This window comes from Streptomyces sp. NPDC002851 (genome assembly GCF_053591935.1).
In genome coordinates this window covers 64,089-81,014 of sequence record NZ_JBSFUT010000039.1, presented here as the reverse complement: position 1 = coordinate 81,014, position 16,926 = coordinate 64,089, and the positions used below count along the sequence as shown (strand labels likewise).

The following is a 16,926-nucleotide window of genomic DNA, read 5'->3' as shown; positions in this document are numbered from 1 at the left end:
GGATGGTCTGGTCCCTGGCCCTCGTCGGGCTCGTGCTCCTCGTGATGCGGCGCTGGTCGTGGGTGGGCCCGAAGGCGGGAGTCCGACGACAGGGCCTTGGGCCTTGGGCCCGATCCGTCAGCGCAGGTCGAGCCGCATCAGGACCCGGGGATGACCGGCCAGTACCGAGGTGGTGTCGGCGACCTGAACGAACCCGGCGCGTTCGAAGTTCTTCCGGATCCCGGCGTACGCCATCGTCATATCGACCTTGGCGTCGCCGCTGTCGAGGGGGTACGCCTCGACCGCCGGAGCACCGTGCGAGCGGGCGAACTCGACCGCCCCGGCGATCAGGGCGTGCGTGATCCCCTGCTTCCGGTGGCCGGGGCGTACCCGAATGCACCACAGCGACCAGACGGGCAGGTCGTCGACGTGCGGGATCTTGCGGCTGCGCGCGAAGGACGTGTCCGCACGCGGCGCCACGGCGGCCCAGCCGACCGGCTCGTCACCGTCGTACGCGAGCACTCCCGGAGGCGGTTCCGCATGGCAAAGCTCGGCGACGTACTCACCGCGAGCAGGGCCGCGCAGCTCGTTGTTGAGCTTGGACGGGATCCGGTAGCTCAGGCACCAACAGACGTTGGCGCCGGGCGACTTGGGGCCGAGCACGGCACGGACGTCCTCGAATACGGAAGCCGGGCGCACCTCGATGGTCATGACCCCACGATGGCACGGAACACACGTTCGTGTGACGGACTCACTTTTCTCTCGCTCCATAAAATCGAACAGGCGTAGGATTTGCTGCGTGGCCGAGATCCATGACTTTCCCGAAGACCTCCTCGCAGGTCAGGAGGAGCTGCACCAGATCAGGGCCGAGCTTCACGCCCTCCTCAAGCGGCTCCCCTGGTCCGTCGTGCCGCTCGAAGGGTTCAGCGACAGCGAGCGCTGGCGCAAGGTCGAGCGGCCCGCCTCGCCCGGCTGGACCGCGGACGAACAGGCCGAGGTCGAGAAACTCCGCGAGCGCGAACGAGAGTTGGCGATCTTCGTGACCTGTCACCGGTTCTGGCAGCGGTTCACGGGCCCGGATGCGGTGGACATACGGATGCGCCTGAAGCACTCGCACGACAGCGCGGGCGACGTCGCTGACGAGGGCGGAGGCGGGGGCGCGCAGGAAGAGGGGTGAGCGTCACCGCTCTTCCGGGGCCGCCGTGGGCTCCAGCGAGCCCTCTGAGGCCGCCGTCGGCTCCAGCGAGGCCAGCGCCTCCGTGATCCAGTCGATCCAGAATGTCTCGAGCTGAATGCCGCCCCGGAGCACGAGATGCCGGAGCCGGTCCTCCGGTGCCTCGCGCCGCCCGGCCGGGAAGTCGCGCCGCTCGATCTCCTCGTACTCCGCCAACTGTGCCTCATGGAGGGTGAGATGACGCCGCAGTTCATCCGTCAGACCGCCGGCCCCGACGGCCGCCGCCGCGCGCATCCGCAGCAGCAGCGCGGACCGGATCGGCTTGGGGTCCTCCTCCTTCTCGACCCACTCCACGAGCGCGGCCCGCCCCGCGGGCAGCACCTCGTACTCCTTGCGCTGCCCGCGGGCCGGTTTCGCCGTCGGCAGGACCCGGACGTATCCGGCCTCCTCCAGCTTCCCCAGCTCCCGGTAGATCTGCTGGTGCGTGGCCGACCAGAAGTAGCCGATCGACTTGTCGAACCGGCGGGTCAGTTCGAGTCCCGAGGACGGCTTCTCGACCAGGGCGGTGAGGATGGCGAACGGCAGCGACATCCCCCCATCATCCCTGTGCCCGCACCCCGTGACGGCTGACCGTCACAGGGAGGCGATAAGCGACCGTCACGGACAAGGAGGAGTCACCGAGACAAGGAGGAGTCACCGTCACAGGGAAGCGACGAGCGATCGTCACAGGGAAGCCGCAAGCTCGGTCCCCTGCTTGATCGCCCGCTTGGCGTCCAGCTCCGCGGCCACATCGGCGCCGCCGATCACATGGACCGGGGTGCCGCAGTCCTGAAGCTGCTCGTAGAGGTCGCGGTGCGGTTCCTGCCCGGCGCAGAGCACCACCGTGTCCACGTCGAGGAGCCGCGGCTCGCCGTCCACCGTGATGGTGAACCCGTGGTCGTCGATGCGCTCATAAGTGACCCCGGCGAGGAACTCCACGCCGCGGTGGCGCAGTTCGGTGCGGTGGATCCAGCCCGTGGTCTTGCCGAGCCCGGCGCCGACCTTGCTGGTCTTGCGCTGCAACAAGTGCACCGTCCGGGGCGGCCGAGGCCGCTCGGGCGCGATGAGCCCACCACGCTCGCGGTACTCCATGTCGACACCCCAGCTACGGAAGTACGTCGCCGGATCCAGGCTCGCCTGGTCACCGCTGTCGGTAAGGAACTCGGCGACGTCGAAGCCGATGCCACCGGCACCGACAATCGCGACCCGCTCCCCGACGTCGGCGCCACCGCGCAGCACATCGACGTAGGAGACGACCTTCGGGTGGTCAACGCCCTCGATCTTCGGAGTCCTGGGCGTCACACCGGTAGCAAGCACGATCTCGTCAAACGCCGGGTAAGCAGCCGCACCGGCCCCGCCGGCCAGCTCCTCGGCGGTAACGCGAGTGTTCAACCGGACATCCACGCCGAGCAGTTCGAGACGGCGGCGGAAGTACCGCAGGGTCTCGTCGAACTCCTCCTTGCCGGGAACCTTGCGGGCCATGTTCAGCTGCCCGCCGACCTCACCCGCGGCGTCGAGGAGCGTGACCTCGTGCCCGCGCTCCGCGGCCGAGACGGCACAGGCCAGCCCGGCGGGCCCGGCACCGACGACACCGATGCGCTTACGGCGACGGATCTCCGTGACCGGCTCGAGGGTGAGCTCGGTCTCGTGGCAGGCGCGCGGGTTCACCAGACAGGAGGTGATCTGGAGATTGAAGGTGTGGTCGAGGCACGCCTGGTTGCAGCCGATACAGGTGTTGATCTCGTCGCCGCGCCCCTCACGCGCCTTCGCCACGAACGCGGCATCGGCAAGAAACGGCCGAGCGAGGGAGACGAGATCAGCATGCCCATCAACAAGCAACTGCTCAGCAATCTCGGGCGTATTGATCCGATTGGTGGTGACGAGCGGAATGCCGACCTCGCCCATCACGCGCTTCGTCACCCAGGCGTAGGCACCGCGCGGCACCGAGGTGGCGATGGTCGGAATGCGCGCCTCGTGCCACCCGATACCGGTGTTGATGATCGTGGCCCCCGCGGCCTCGATCTCCTTGGCCAGGGCCACCACCTCATCGAGCGTGGAGCCGCCGGGAACCAGGTCCAGCATGGACAGCCGGTAGATCAGGATGAAGTCCGGCCCGACCCGCTCCCGCGTACGCCGCACGATCTCGACCGCGAAGCGAATGCGGTTCTCGTACGACCCGCCCCAGCGGTCGGTACGCCGATTGGTGGCGGCCGCGATGAACTCATTGATCAGGTAGCCCTCGGAGCCCATGATCTCGACGCCGTCGTACCCGGCGGACCGGGCCAGCTCCGCCGCCCGTACGAAGTCCTCGATGGTCCGCTCGACGTCGTCGTCGCTCAGCTCGTTCGGCACGAAGGGGCTGATCGGCGCCTGCAACGGGCTCGGCGCGACCAGGGCCTCGTGGTAGGCGTACCGCCCGAAGTGCAGGATCTGTAGCGCGATCTTCCCGCCCTCGCGGTGCACGGCGTCGGTGACGACGGTGTGCTGCTCGGCCTCCTCGGGGGTGGTCAGCTTGGCGCCACCGTCCCAGGGCCGCCCCTCCTCATTGGGCGCGATGCCGCCGGTGACGATGAGCCCGGCCCCACCACGGGCACGCTCCGCATAGAACGCCGCCATCCGCTCGAAACCACGCTCGGCCTCCTCCAGGCCGACATGCATCGAGCCCATGATCACGCGGTTCGGCAGCGTAGTGAAACCCAGGTCGAGCGGGGCGAGCAGATGCGGATAGGGGCTGCCGCTCGGGCTCGTCCTGGTCCGGGCGTCGTGGCTCGGGCTGTGGCTCATCCGGTCTCCTCCGTAGTGGTCGCGCGCGGCGCACCGTCGAAGTTGTTTGTAGTCGACCCGTACGGGGTTGTGCAACAAGTTGCAAAACAGATCACACCGATCCCCGGCCCCACCCACAACGGGTTTGCGGCACAGCACCCCAGGCAAGGTAGGCTGTCGTCCGCTCCGGGCGCGTAGCTCAGCGGTAGAGCGCCGCCCTTACAAGGCGGATGTCGGCGGTTCGAAACCGTCCGCGCCCACCGGGTTGAACAGCGAAAGAGCCCCGGAACCTGCAGGTCATGCAGGGTCCGGGGCTCTGTGCGTTGATCGCCATGCGGGTTGCCCACGTGTCGCCTACGGGCTGGCTACGCGCTCCATACGGCAGCGCGCTCCCAAACTCCCCCTAAACGATCTTCGGGAACCCGCAGGTCACCCCACGGATTCCCGCAGCGAAGCGCCCGGACCCACGTACCAATTTCGGTAGGTGCCATGGCGCCCTGTGGGTCCAGTCACGCCTCCGGCTCGGCGCCTTCGTCGCCAACCAGGTCGTCGATCACCTGCAGTTGGGGTTGGGCGCGGCGCCACGCCTCAAGTGCCTGCTTCACTTCCTCCGGGGTCCCTCCGGGCTTCCCCTTCGCCACCACTACGGCGTGGCCGCCGCCTGGCAGCGCGATGACTCGCGTATCAAGAAGGGCTCCGTCGCTCGCCAGCTCCTCGGCGACAGTGAGCGGAAGCCCTGTGGAAGCTGCCGCCTGAGCCTCGGCAGCCGGGGCCTCGGCGACCGGTTCGCCGGCACCTCCGCGCGCTGCGGTCGGCTCACCCCCCGCGGCTACGGCCTCAGCACTGTCGGCCGTCCAGCCGAGCAGGGCGGCGTACGCACGCATGGTCGAGTTGACTCGGGTGAACGGGCGACCGCTCCGCATTCCGCGCTCAATGTTCTGGACCGTGGCCCGGCTGACACCAAGAGCCTGCGCTGCATCCTCCTGCGTGAGCCGCGGTCGCCGCACTCTAAGGCCAATCCGTGCTACTCACTGGATTCGGTACGGTCCGCGGACAGTACCGAGCACTTGATCGTTCCAGTGATCTCCGTGGGGTTGCTGTTCACATCCTCCTCGCCATCGCCGTTCCCGGTATCCACAGTCTGGCCAGGGGCGACCTTGCCCGCGAATGCGAACATCGTGGCCCGTCGGTCTCCGGTCTTCGCGTCGGTGACCTCGACCCTTACCGAGTAGTCCGAGACCTGGGACGAGCCGTTCTTGATCGACAGATCGGCGATGGCGTACGAGTTGCCGAGACCGTACGGATCTCCGATTCGACAGGACTTGAGTGTCACGTCGTCGCGTCCGTCATCGAAGATCGAGTCTGGCGACCCCTCTGTGGGTGGCGGACTCTCCTCGGTGGCCTCGGAGCCGCCATTGTCCTGTAGGCCGATATCGAAATCTTCCCGGAACTTCAGGCCGGGGAATTTTTTGTCGACCTTCTCGGCAAAGGCATCGAATTGCTCCACCGCGTCGCCCAGCTTCCCGAACGCCTCCGAGGCTTGTGAGATGTCGCCGGACTCCACGGCACATGCGCCCTTGATCGCGTCCCGCAAGCTAGCAAGCGCCTTCTCGAGTTCGGCGTTGGCATACGGCGAATCCGGAGCATCGTCGATAATGTCCTGAACGGCCTCGGCCCCGCCTTCGCCTTCGTCACATACCTCGCTGGTGTCGCCCTCGAATATCTCCTCCGCCGCCACGGCCGCCGGGTGCTCGACGAAGTTCTCTGCCCACGCCCTCATGTCGGCTTCGGTGACAACTGCACGATCTCCCCCCGACTCCCCTCCTCCACCACCGCAGGCGACCATCGTTCCGCCGCCCGCCAGGATGGCCGCCACCATGGCCGCCATCACGCGGGTCCCCATTTCGATCATCTTCTTCCGCGCCGAGCCGTCTTCATTGGCGCATATCCCTGTATATGAAGTTACACGCCGTGCCAGGACGGCACGGAGGAGAACCCTCCCCCTTCATCTGCGACCGCAGACGGCAAATGAGACGACCGTTAAGGAGGAGTCGTGTCCTTTCCCCAGTGGTTCGCGGGGCAGGTGCTGACTGCGGACGGGCTCAATGCCCGGCATGTGCAGCTGGTCATGCAGGAGAACGACCAGACCGTCAACAACAGCGTGGTCTACGTCCCGAGTGAGATCACTTTCACGCCCGAGCCGAACGCCGTTTACGCGTACTGGCTCTACATCTCGTACTCCACCGGCGGCAACGGCACCGGCAGCAGTGGGGACTTCAAGTGGAACTGGGACGCGGCCGGAGCGCTCTTCGCCTCCTTCACCCAGACCGTCGCCCGGAAGCGACCGGCACGTTCAACAATCCACAGCAGGTCATCTTCCGCCGACCCTCGAACACCACCGACAGGCTCGCCGGAGGCGCCAACGGGAACGCGACGTTCTGGTCGGCCTACGACCAGGGGACGTTCGCCACCGACGGCACGGTCACCCCGGTCACGATGCAGTTCGCGCAGGCAACCGCCGCTGTCGAGGACACGATCCTCCGAGGCGGGAATCAGACTCGCCTCCTGTATCAGCGCATCGCCTGAACACCCCGTCAGAGCACCGCTCGTACGCCCCGCGCCTTCCCTGGCCGGGGCTTTTCTCATGGCTGGAGGCCTGATGGCCGATCCCCTGTCCGCGGCCGCGTTCGTGGCGGCTTTGCGCGCAGAGGGCGTACGCGTCGCCGAGGTCGGCGACTGGCGCACGCACAACCGCGACCACAAGGGCCGATGGGGCACCGTGCATGGCGTGATGATCCACCACACCGTCACGTAGGGCGCCGTACGGACCGTGTCGATCTGCCGGAACGGGTATGCGAGCCTGCCCGGCCCGCTGTGCCACGGCGTCATCACCAAGGACGGCACCGTGCACCTCGTCGGCTACGGCCGGACCAACCACGCGGGCCTCGGCGACGACGACGTGCTGCGCGCCGTCATCGCCGAGAAGCGCCTGCCGCCGGACAACGAGGCGAACACCGACGGCAACCGCCACTTCTACGGCTTCGAGTGCGAGAACCTCGGCGACGGCCGCGACCCCTGGCCCCAGGCGCAGGTCGAGGCGATCGTGCGCGCCTCGGCGGCGATTCTGCCCGCGCACGGCTGGGGCGGGGACGGCGATACCTCCGTGATTGGCCACGCCGAGTGGCAGCCCGGGAAGGTCGACCCCCGCGGCATCGCAGGCGGCATGCCCGCCATCCGCCGCCACGTCGCCGAGCGTCTCAAGCACCCCGCCAGTTGGAACCCCGCACAGGAGGACGACATGCCCACCGCCCGCGATATCGCCGACGCGGTCTGGAACACCGACGGCGTCGTAGGCGTACCCGCCGACTGGTCACCCGGCAACGACCACTGGATGGCCAAGTCCATCGTCGTGGACATCAGCAAGCGGATCCGGAAGGTGGAGACGACCCTCCAGGCCCAGCAGGCGACTATCCGCGAGCTGGCCGCCGCGCTGGCCACGCACCACCAGGAGGTCGACGCCGACGCGCTGGTCGCCCGCATCACCCAGGCCATCGAGAACATCACCGTCCGCCTCGACGTCCCCGACCGGCCCTGAAGCCTGAAGCCCCGACCACAGAAACGGATCTGCCATGCCCAAGCTCCTCACCGACCTCATCGAGCGCACCATCGCCACGTACGCCGCGGCGTTCCTCGGCCTCCTCCTCGCCGACGGGTTCGACTTCACCCGCATCTCTTCGTGGACGGCCGCGGCGGTGGCAGCCATTCCGACCGCGCTCACTGTGGTGAAGTCGGCGCTCGGCCCGCTCATCGGCGACCCCTCGACCGCGGCCTGGCTGCCGGGCGTACGGGACCGCAGGTGACCCCGCCCGAATCGCAGTCGGTCGCGCTCGAACTGGAGCGGCTGCGCGGGGCCATGGAAAAGGGATTCGCCGAGCTCAACGGCCGCTTGGAGCTCGCCCTCCAACGCACCTCTCAGGCCGAGGCCAACATCGACCAGTTGGAGCAGCGGGTAGAAACCCTGGAACGGGCCCGCTGGCCACTGCCCAGCATCGGTGCTCTGGCGGGTATAGCGGGTGTGGTCGTCGCCGTCATCGCTCTGTTCCGGTGAGAGACAGGAAGTGCCGCGGTGGAGTCAGCCAACTCGCCGCCATCCAGACGTGCTTCGCTTTCCTGATGTGACGAGGCCACACAGCCCCCTACCAGCTCTTCGGAGCCGGGAGGGGGCCTTTCGTCATGCCCCGATACGCTGCCGCCATGATCCGTACCGTGGTGCTCGATGTCGGCGAGACCCTCACCAGAGACGACCGCCACTGGGCAGGATGGGCCGACTGGCTCGGCGTCCCCCGGCACACCCTCTCCGCCCTCGTCGGCGCCGTTGTCACCCACGGCCGCGACAACGCCGATGCGGTCCGGATGGTGAAGCCCGGGGTGGACATCGCCGCCGAGTACGAGGCCAGAGAAGCCGCGGGCCGAGGGGAGGTCATCGACGAAGCAGACCTGTACGAAGATGTGCGCCCCGCCCTCGCCGAGCTCCGCCAGCAAGGCGTCCGCGTCATCATCGCCGGGAACCAGACGGTGCGCGCGGGCGAGTTGCTCCGCCGCCTGGCTCTGCCTGCTGACCTGGTGGTGACATCCGGGGAGTGGGGCGTCGCCAAGCCCGCACCCGGGTTCTTTCAGCGAGTCCTGGAGGTGTCGCAGGCCGAGCCGCAGGCAACGCTGTACGTCGGCGACCACCCGGCCAACGACCTCTTCCCCGCACGGGCGGCCGGACTTCGCGTCGCGCATATCCGCCGCGGGCCGTGGGGCCACTACTGGGCAGACGCGCCGGAAGTGCGAGCCGCGGCGGACTGGCAGATCGACAGCCTCACCGAACTCGTGGCGATTGCCTCCGGCTGAGCGGCGACAAGGCGGCCCCACAGACGAATGCCGCGGGGCCGTTTGCGTACCCGCAGCGTGTCGGCGTGGGTACGGTTCGGAGTGGACACACCGAACTGGAGCCAGTATGCCCGCCGACGCCCCGCACGAGGTAGGCCAGCGCATCGCCGCCATCCGGCGCGCCCGCCGCATGACCCAAGACGACCTAGCACGCGCTGGATTCATCTCCCTCAGCATGCTCCGCAAGATCGAACAAGGCAGCCGGTTCCCCAGCGACGACACCCTTGACGCCATCGCGGCCGCCCTCGGCGTTGACCCATCTCGGCTTCTCACCGGGCACGCTCGCGTCGACACACGTGTGCACGACGCCCTACCTGCGATCTCCGCGGCCATCGCTGCCTACGACGTGCCCGACGAAGGCCCCACACGCCCCCTCGTCGAACTCCGCTCTAACGTCGCGACAGCCACCAACTGGCGCCTGGCCGCTCAGTACGTCCAGATCACCCGACAGTTGCCCGCCCTGCTTGTCGAGCTCGCCCGCGCCTTCCATGCCAGTCGCGGAGCAGAGCGCGCCGAGCTGGCTGTACTCCTCGTTACGGCCTACCGCTCGGCCGATGCGGTCGCCTACAAGTACGGGGCGTCCGACCTCTCTGCGCGGCTGATCGAGCTCATGCGCTGGGCCGTCCCGGAAGCGGACGACTCTCTCCTCGAGGCGACCGTGAGCTACGTCCGAGCGGAGACGTTCTTCGCCGCACGCGCCCACACACCAGGCTTACGGGCCCTGGAGCAGGCAGCCGACCAGCTCCCCGCCTCGAGCGACACCGCCGCGATCGCCGCTCGCGGAGCCCTGCACATGCGTGCGGCTGTGATCGCAGGCCGCGCAGGTAACGCGAGCGCCGCAGACACCCACCTCCACGAGGCCCACTCTCTAGGCGAGCGAGTGCCGGAAGGCATTTACCAAGGCACCGCCTTCGGCCCCGACTCCGTGCGCATCCACGAAGTGTCCGTAGCCATCAGCCTCGGCAGTGACCACGTCGGCCGTGCACTGGACGTCGCCAGCGAGTGGAAGCCACCCAAGGAGCTGCCCGCGGAGCGGCGCAGCGGCTTCTACATCGAGCTGGCCCGTGCGCAGCTGTGGGCGGGGTTGCCTGACCACTCCTTCGAGTCCCTCAAGGCTGCCCGTCGCATCGCTCCCCAGCACACGCGTGAGCACCGATGGGCTCGGGAGGACGCCGCCACACTCCGACGGTTGAAGCGTGCGAACGCCGAGAGTCTCACCAATTTCGCGGAGTGGATCGGCGCGATCTGACTGGGTGACACCAGGTGACACAGTCTGTGTCACTTGTAGTGCCCTCAGAAGCCCACCATCTGTCCCATCGTCAAGAGAGGGCAGATGGAACCGACATGAGTGAATCACAAGCGGTGTCACCAACCCATGTAGAGGGGCCAGTGAGCATCGCCCGACTCCATGGTGAGGCCTGCTTCCACTGTGGAGCCGTCGGCAAGACACTGCACGCCGCAGGGCACATCACCCTCGTCGGCGGCACTCGCGTCTGGCCCGTGGTCACTTGCGGATGCCGCCCGGGAGTGAGCCGATGATGGCGAAGACCTGCGATCTGCGCAGTTGGAAGGGCCTCAGTGAGCAGCAGGTGCGCGGCACCGCGTGTGTGTGGTGCGGCGTAATCCTCGACAACCGTACGGCGGTCAACCTCGGCCAACGTCCCCTGCACAGGCTCGACCTCGTCGTGTCCTGGTTCCCGCGGGCGTGCCCCTCGTGCGGCAAGGACGGGGGCAAGTCGTGATCTGCAGCCGCTGCGAGAGGGTCATCATGCCCGGCGAGGCGTACGACACTCACGTGCACGACCGGGCCAGTGCCGCGCCCCTGGTCATCTACAGCCACAAGGGACTGTGCCCGCTCGCCAAGACCCCCGAGCCCAGCTCCGATACCGCTGGTCTCGGGAAGGACGGCCGTCGACGGCGAGCAACATAGGCGGCCGCCTGCCGGGCCCCGCCAGCCGCCACTCCGTCCCGTGCAGGCGGCTGGCGGGGCCGTTCGTCGCCAGCCGCGCCGTGATCCATGCCTCCTCGTTAATCCGGAGTGCGCCCCATGAGTGCGAATCGCCCCACCGGGCACCCCGTCACCGCCACGGTCCTCATCACGGACCCCAATGATCGCGTACTGATAGTCCGCTCCGCCCGCGGCGGCACCTGGCACTTAACTGGAGTACGAGCGGGTTCCCTGCGCTACTGAGAGCCGCAACTCCCAATCTCAGCTGGCAGAAGGCTCCCTCGGCTCAATGAGCGAGCATCCTGGATTCTAGGCTGTTCTCCAGAATTCCAGGAGTAACTGCTGTAACTTCCGTGTCCATGGCAGATCCCAGGACGCGCGTGCTCTCCCTCGTGCCACCGCCCAGCGAACATCTTTCGACAGATGCTGACCTACTGGGCGGTGAGCCGGGGCTGAGCGACGTGCTGTTGCTGCAGCGGCGGTACGCCGGCGGGGCTGACCAGGAGGACGAGCAGTTGTTCTTCATGGACACGCTGGTCGAGTACCAGTGGGCGCGGGATGTGGCGGGACTGGCGTCCTCGACGCTGGACGGGTTGACGAAGCCGGTGATCGAGGTGTGCGACCACTACGGGTTAGTGCCGTGGAGGTTGACGCCGCGTCACGTCGACGCCTACTTCGCCGGGGTCGGCAAGCGCCAAGCGCCGACGGTCCGATCAAAGCTGAACCGGATCGACCACTTCTTCGCGTTTCTGGAGCAACGCTACGCGCACGAGATCTTCCGAAGGTTCGGAACGGCGGTCGAGTCGCCCATCGACCCTTTCAACCGACACGCGCACCGCGGCGACTTCGGCCTGCGTGTGCCGCCGTCGGCACGGGCGGTCGGCGAGTTCTTCGCCGGCTGGCGGCGGGAGCTGGCGCACGCCCGCAAGGAGGCGGTGGCGTGCCGGGACTACGTAATGTCGAAGTTGATCTACATATCCGGGGTGCGGGCCTCGGAGCTGTGCCAGATGCGGATGAAGGACCTGCACTGGGAAGCGGGCGACTTCGGGCGCTTCGTCGTCCAGGGCAAAGGGGCCCGTGGGTCGGGGCCGCGGCAGCGCGAGGCGTTCCTGTTCGCCGAGGGCCGCGAGCTGCTGTGGTGGTACGTGGAGGAAGTGCGGGGGTTGTTCTCGGACGACCCCGAGCACCCTGAGTCGCCGGTCTGGCCATCGGAGCGCCTGGCCCTGGATTTCGAGGGCCGCCCGAGTCCAGTGGGCCTATCGGTGACGACCTCGACACTGCGGAAGGCCCTGGCACGGGCCTCAGCGGCTCACCTGTCAGGTCCGGTTGAGCGGATCTTTCCGCATCTGCTTCGGCACGCCTGCGCCACACACCGCTACGAGGCAGGAATGTCGCTGTGGGAGGTGCAGAAATTGCTTGGCCATGACTGGACTACGACCACGGTTCGGTACATTTTGTCTGCTCAGGGCGATCCGGAGATGGCGAGCCAGCGTTCGTCAACCCGGGCAGCACAGCGGTTGCGCGTGGATGCGGGGGGTCTGTCGTGAAGTGGAACCTGCGGTGGGCGGCGGCCAACCGGGGCATCTGGAGGCCCAGCGAGCTGATGCCTGTGTTCGCGGAAGTCGGGTTCACTCCGTCGCTGTCGAAGGTTTCCGCGCTCTGGTCGGGCACACCGGTGACGGTGCGGTTGGAGGACCTCGACCTGATCTGCGCCGCGCTGCAGTGCACGGTCGCGGACCTGCTGATCGCCGAGCCCGTCGCCCGGAAGTCTCCGGCAGCCCAGGGCGAGGAACTCGCGAAGGCCGCGGGAGAGCTTCCGCGGCCGGTGCCACGCCGGTCGAGCGGAGCGGGGCGGCCGACGTCGCTCCCGCCGAACTGAGATGGCCCGACCACGCATACGCGTTCCTCGCGTTCCTTCGCTGGGGCAGTGCGCGGGGTGTCTCGGCTGGGGACTGCGAGCGCAATCGCCGTTCTGTTCCCCGTGCCACCAGTGGCGCTCCAAGCGTTACCACCCGGCAGCCGAATGCAGACGTTGCAAGCTGCTATGGCGGGTCAACAAGGAAGGCTTCTGCCGCGCATGCGTCGTGGCGATCACCGAGTACGACGCAGCCTGGTACTACGAGCCGCCCAGGCCGCACGCTACCCGGTGTGGACCCAGCTTTCGTTCTGTCTCCCGGCGTCCACCCGGCGGCCCGCGGCGCCCACCGGCACCTACCGACTACACGCCGACGGCCGCTACCAGACGCCTGGTTGGGCACGCGCCCAACGCCCGGCCGCCGTCCTGGACGATGGGCGGATCGCCCGCCGGCAGTACGCGGACAGATGGCCATGTTCCCCGCGCCCTACCGACTGCTGGAGTGCCACGCCGTCTTGCTCCGCGGTCGGCTCCAGGACGATCTGGAACGACTGAAACCGCTGGTCAACGAAGTACAGACCGAGCACCGCCTGAGCCGCACCTGGCGCGTCAGTGCCGTGAACACCTTGGCCCTTGCGCTGGCGGCCCGCGACGCCGCAGGCCAAGACCTGGTCGACGCCACCATCCTTGACGCCCTGCCTCGCCAGCACTCCGGAGTCACTGCGGTCCTGAACATGGCCGGATTGCTGGCCCCTGATCTCGACCACGGGGTGGCCGTGCTACCGCACGCCCAGCGAGCCCGCCCTCAACCTCAGCCGCGAAGCTGCGATCACTGCCTGTCGTGGGGCCGAAACCAATGGTGCGACGCCTGTAGGCACTGGCGGCGCAAATACGCTGACCAGCAGGGACGTTGCGGACGGTGTGGCGCCGGGCCACTTCCCCTGCAGGCCGGACGATGCCGCGACTGCACTCGGCAACGCCTTCAACTGGGTCCCGACACCGACGCCAGCACCTGGCGACAACTACGTTTTGCTGGACCGCCTTTGGCGGGCGGCAGCGCGCCCCGCAGCGAGCTCCTCGGAGACCGCCCGGAGTTCAATCCGCCAGTCGTCCTTAAGGGCCAGGCGACGATCTTCGAGGTCGAGCGGGACTGGCGCCCGCTGGCCGGAGCTCTGCTGCCAGCCCCGATACCTCCGGTGAAGGCCCTGCTGGCGGACTTCGCCCGGTACACGACTGAGCACCGCTGGCACCAGCGAGTCCACGAGCCCTCAGCTCGGGTTCTACGAGTGGCCGCCACCTGGTTGGGTGCCGACATCGCCTTTAACGAGAATGAACTGCGAGCGCTCCACCGCGTGCTGGGTGGCAAAGGCCGCATTGGTGGCCTTGTCGCCTTCTTGGACCAACGCGAACAGCTCGTACCCTCGCCCCCGCGACGCAACCGCCACGAGGCTTTCGTCCAGCGCACCATCGCCGCCTTCCCGAGTCGAATCAGCGACGAGCTCCACACGTGGGTGAAGGTTTTGCGTGGCGCCAGCAGGTCCCACCACCGCGTCACCGACTACGCCACCATGCGCCGCTACCTCATCTACCTGGACACGCCACTCGCTGACTGGACGACCCGCTACACCACCCTGCGTCAAGTGACCGAGGCTGACGTCACGGCCGCTGTCACCGCGGTCAGAGGCCCACGCGCCCACGAGCGCGCTGTGGCGGTCCGGTCGCTCTTTCGAGCCCTAAAACACGCCAAGCTCGTCTTCGTCGACCCCAGCCGCGGCCTCCGCATCACCCGCCAGGAACTCTTGCCCACCACCCTGGCCCCCGACCGGCTGGCCGGACTCTTGGAGACCAGCACCAACCCCGCTACCCGCCTGGTTCTCGCCCTGGTCGCCCTCCACGCCACCAGCGGCACCGACCTGCGCAACCTCCTCCTCTCCGACCTTCTGCTTACCCGACGGCAACTTCTGATCCGCCGCCCACACGGCCGCCATATCATCCACCTCGACGACACCACAGCTGCCCTGCTGCACGCCTGGCTCCGCTACCGCCATAGGCGCTGGCCACGCACCGTCAACTCACATCTCCTCATCACCCAACAGACCGCCAGTGCGACTGATCCTGTCTGCGCGGACTACGTCTACAGGCGCTTCGATGCCGCCGGCCTGACTCTGCGCGCAGTTCGCGCCGACAGAATCCTGGACGAGGCCCGTGAGACCGAAGATCCCGTCCACCTCGTCCGTATCTTCGGAATCTCCATCACCACTGCCATGAAATACATCCACACGGCCCGCCCCCACCGCGGCGGCCCCATCCCTCCATGACGGGTTCAGCCGAGATACCCCTCGAAGGGGCAATGAGTTGATCTTGATGCGGCTTGGCGCGTGGTCAGCACAGTTACGCCGCAGTAAATGCGTATGCCTCGCCGCGGCGGCCGGGACGCACGCCCCGTCACAGGTCGGAGTGATCGCGGCAGGTCCCCCGTCGCGGTAAATCCGGTATTTACTGCGGCAGTTGTCCATACGTCTCCGCGATCGAGCATCTACCCGAATGCTGTTCTGCTGTGCGGTCTTGAGGGGAGGGGACTGTCAGTGCCCGATGCCGACCAGGCCTGGCGCCAGCATGTTTGCCTGGGTCATGCCCCCAAGTCCTCCGTCGCGGGCAGGCACTCGGCGAGCAGGTCGACGACGTCGCGCCAGGCTCGCTGCGCGTGCTGTGGGTGGTAGCCGACGCCGGGGACCATGGGGTGGTCGACCGGCGGGTGGTGGAAGGCGTGCAAGGCGCCGCCGTAGACCGTGAGGCGCCAGTCGATGCCCGCGGCCTGCATCTCATCGGTGAACGCGTTCCGTTGCGCGGGCGGCATGATCGGGTCTTCCGACCCGACCCCCGGCCCACACCGGGCAGCGAATGCGCGCCGCCTCGCCCGGTCGGCCCGTGGTCAGTGCGTTGACTGTCCCGATCGCGCGCAGGCTGACGCCATCGCGCCCGAGTTCCAGCCCGACGGCGCCCCCGGTGCCGTAGCCGACGGCGGCTATCCGGTCGGGATCGGTCCTCGGTTCGGCGCGCAACACGTCGAGCGCCGCATGGCCGATACCCCGCATCCGGTCGGGATCAGCGAGCAGCGGCAGGCAACGGGCCAGCATCTCCTCGGGGTCACCCAAGTAGCGCCCGCCGTGAAGGTCGAAGGCCAGCGCTACGTAACCCAGCTCGGCGAGAGCATCGGCCCTGCGGCGCTCGACGTCGCTGAGCCCCATGCCCTCTGGTCCGAGCAGCACCGCGGGCCGGCGGTCGACACCGGCCGGGAGCGCGAGGTGCCCGATCATCGTCAAACCGTCGGCCGGATACTCGACCGGACGCGTCGTAATCGTCGTCATGAGACTGGACTGTAGTGATCGTCGAGCCCGGTCCGGCCGGTGTTCTGCCGCTGGCAGAACAGCGCGGGTATCCCTCTGAAATACGGCGAGGGCTCACAAGAACCGTCACAAACCCCGTCCCCACGGCAGCGCTGTCGGAATCATCCCGTTGCCCCTTTGGTGAGTATCTCGGTCACACCCGCATGACAGGCGGGTGTCCCTGAACTCGTCCGTGCAGAGCGCCCTGCCGTCCACCAACGCGCAGGTTCCTGCGACTGAGCGGCCAGAAATTCGCGAACCCGCCTGCTTTCCCCGGCGTTCATTAGGCAAGTCGGCTGTCGGGCAATGATGTGTCGGCTGCCCCGAACTCCGCTTCGCGGCCCGCCCGACAGGGATCAGGCCGTCGAGGACGTCGACGACGAACTGGGACGCGGGGCATGGCTTCGAACTCATCTCGTGAGTCGTCGTTCAGCACCGTGTGCGTATCAGGTGACGGATGCTCAGCGATGGCTGGGCCCGCCGGTCAGTCGATGCCGTCGATGATGCGGAAGTCGCGCTCGACGCCGTCGGGGAGGGCCACCAGCGCCTTCTGGTATGCCTCGCTCTCGTATGCCGCGACGGCCTGTTCAAAGCTGTCGAACTCGATCAGAACGACGCGTTGCGTGATTCCGGCCTCGTGGGCGACGACTCGACCGCCACGGGACGGGATCCGGGACAGGGTGCGCCCGCCCCCAGCCTGGACAGCCGGACCGGCCAGCTTGTCGTAGGCAGTCAGCCTCTCAGGGTCGGAAATGGCGGGGTAGACACTGACCCAGTAGCCCTTAGCCATGGAAACCTCCTGTGTTGGGCCGGACACGTCCGACTTCGAATTGACACTCAGACCGAT

At 67.8% G+C, this 16,926-nt stretch carries 17 protein-coding genes, 1 tRNA gene and 2 pseudogenes; 13 read left to right on the top strand and 7 right to left on the bottom strand.

All coding sequences use genetic code 11. The features are described 5' to 3' along the window. Positions 1-117: 117 nt before the first annotated feature. On the bottom strand, positions 118-690 hold the full coding sequence (locus tag ACWD10_RS31545; RefSeq protein WP_451097073.1) for a GNAT family N-acetyltransferase: 573 nt from the start codon (positions 688-690) through the stop codon (positions 118-120). A gap of 88 nt (positions 691-778) precedes the next feature. Here ACWD10_RS31545 and ACWD10_RS31540 point away from each other — a divergent pair, with 88 nt between their 5' ends. Beyond that, positions 779-1,156 carry a hypothetical protein gene (locus tag ACWD10_RS31540; protein ID WP_451097072.1) on the top strand — a complete coding sequence of 126 codons (378 nt, stop codon included), beginning with the start codon at positions 779-781 and terminating at the stop codon, positions 1,154-1,156. 3 nt (positions 1,157-1,159) lie between these two features. Here ACWD10_RS31540 and ACWD10_RS31535 read toward each other — a convergent pair whose 3' ends face one another. Both ACWD10_RS31535 and ACWD10_RS31530 read right to left on the bottom strand, forming a co-directional pair. After that, the gene (locus ACWD10_RS31535; RefSeq protein ID WP_451097071.1) at positions 1,160-1,744 is read right to left on the bottom strand and encodes a PadR family transcriptional regulator; all 585 of its coding nucleotides are present in this window, start codon (positions 1,742-1,744) and stop codon (positions 1,160-1,162) included. Between the two features lie 132 nt (positions 1,745-1,876). Further along, complete coding sequence (locus ACWD10_RS31530) at positions 1,877-3,976, bottom strand: oxidoreductase (protein ID WP_451097070.1); 2,100 nt, start codon at positions 3,974-3,976, stop codon at positions 1,877-1,879. Between the two features lie 167 nt (positions 3,977-4,143). Here ACWD10_RS31530 and ACWD10_RS31525 point away from each other — a divergent pair. Continuing rightward, positions 4,144-4,215, top strand: a tRNA-Val gene (locus ACWD10_RS31525). 249 nt (positions 4,216-4,464) lie between these two features. On the opposite strand, the gene ACWD10_RS31520 is transcribed toward ACWD10_RS31525, so the two are convergent. Beyond that, on the bottom strand, positions 4,465-4,962 hold the full coding sequence (locus ACWD10_RS31520; protein WP_451097069.1) for a helix-turn-helix transcriptional regulator: 498 nt from the start codon (positions 4,960-4,962) through the stop codon (positions 4,465-4,467). Positions 4,963-4,979: 17 nt separating this feature from the next. Continuing rightward, positions 4,980-5,858, bottom strand: coding sequence for a hypothetical protein (locus ACWD10_RS31515; RefSeq protein ID WP_451097068.1), 879 nt, complete (start codon positions 5,856-5,858; stop codon positions 4,980-4,982). 377 nt (positions 5,859-6,235) lie between these two features. Here ACWD10_RS31515 and ACWD10_RS31510 point away from each other — a divergent pair, with 377 nt between their 5' ends. The 11 genes and pseudogenes from ACWD10_RS31510 (at position 6,236) to ACWD10_RS31460 (ending at position 15,011) form a co-directional block, all read left to right on the top strand. Further along, positions 6,236-6,541 carry a hypothetical protein gene (locus ACWD10_RS31510; RefSeq protein WP_451097067.1) on the top strand — a complete coding sequence of 102 codons (306 nt, stop codon included), beginning with the start codon at positions 6,236-6,238 and terminating at the stop codon, positions 6,539-6,541. Between the two features lie 73 nt (positions 6,542-6,614). Next, positions 6,615-7,217, top strand: a pseudogene (locus ACWD10_RS31505) (peptidoglycan recognition protein family protein); the annotation flags it as partial. 367 nt (positions 7,218-7,584) lie between these two features. Next, a complete protein-coding gene (locus ACWD10_RS31500; RefSeq protein ID WP_451097066.1) occupies positions 7,585-7,815 on the top strand; it encodes a hypothetical protein in 231 nt (76 codons plus the stop codon). Beyond that, complete coding sequence (locus ACWD10_RS31495; protein WP_451097065.1) at positions 7,812-8,063, top strand: hypothetical protein; 252 nt, start codon at positions 7,812-7,814, stop codon at positions 8,061-8,063. The genes ACWD10_RS31500 and ACWD10_RS31495 overlap by 4 nt, the downstream gene beginning before the upstream one ends. 146 nt (positions 8,064-8,209) lie before the next feature. Continuing rightward, entirely contained in the window at positions 8,210-8,851 is a 642-nt protein-coding gene (locus tag ACWD10_RS31490; protein ID WP_451097064.1) for an HAD family hydrolase, read from the top strand. Positions 8,852-8,957: 106 nt separating this feature from the next. Beyond that, positions 8,958-10,139, top strand: a complete 1,182-nt coding sequence (locus ACWD10_RS31485; RefSeq protein WP_451097063.1) for a helix-turn-helix domain-containing protein — start codon at positions 8,958-8,960, stop codon at positions 10,137-10,139. Positions 10,140-10,425: 286 nt separating this feature from the next. Continuing rightward, on the top strand, positions 10,426-10,632 hold the full coding sequence (locus tag ACWD10_RS31480; RefSeq protein ID WP_451097062.1) for a hypothetical protein: 207 nt from the start codon (positions 10,426-10,428) through the stop codon (positions 10,630-10,632). Further along, complete coding sequence (locus ACWD10_RS31475; RefSeq protein ID WP_451097061.1) at positions 10,629-10,820, top strand: hypothetical protein; 192 nt, start codon at positions 10,629-10,631, stop codon at positions 10,818-10,820. Before ACWD10_RS31480 ends, ACWD10_RS31475 begins: the two co-directional genes overlap by 4 nt. A 377-nt stretch (positions 10,821-11,197) precedes the next feature. Beyond that, positions 11,198-12,385 carry a tyrosine-type recombinase/integrase gene (locus ACWD10_RS31470; protein ID WP_451097060.1) on the top strand — a complete coding sequence of 396 codons (1,188 nt, stop codon included), beginning with the start codon at positions 11,198-11,200 and terminating at the stop codon, positions 12,383-12,385. Continuing rightward, the gene (locus ACWD10_RS31465) at positions 12,382-12,717 is read left to right on the top strand and encodes a helix-turn-helix domain-containing protein (protein ID WP_393689812.1); all 336 of its coding nucleotides are present in this window, start codon (positions 12,382-12,384) and stop codon (positions 12,715-12,717) included. The genes ACWD10_RS31470 and ACWD10_RS31465 overlap by 4 nt, the downstream gene beginning before the upstream one ends. Positions 12,718-13,160: 443 nt before the next feature. Further along, positions 13,161-15,011 (top strand): hypothetical protein, encoded by a 1,851-nt coding sequence (locus ACWD10_RS31460; RefSeq protein ID WP_451097059.1) that lies wholly within the window; start codon positions 13,161-13,163, stop codon positions 15,009-15,011. Between the two features lie 311 nt (positions 15,012-15,322). Here ACWD10_RS31460 and ACWD10_RS31455 read toward each other — a convergent pair. Further along, positions 15,323-16,061 (bottom strand): annotated as a pseudogene (locus tag ACWD10_RS31455) (dienelactone hydrolase family protein). A 502-nt stretch (positions 16,062-16,563) separates the two neighbouring features. Further along, on the bottom strand, positions 16,564-16,869 hold the full coding sequence (locus ACWD10_RS31450) for a DUF1330 domain-containing protein (RefSeq protein ID WP_243382301.1): 306 nt from the start codon (positions 16,867-16,869) through the stop codon (positions 16,564-16,566). Positions 16,870-16,926 lie beyond the last annotated feature (57 nt).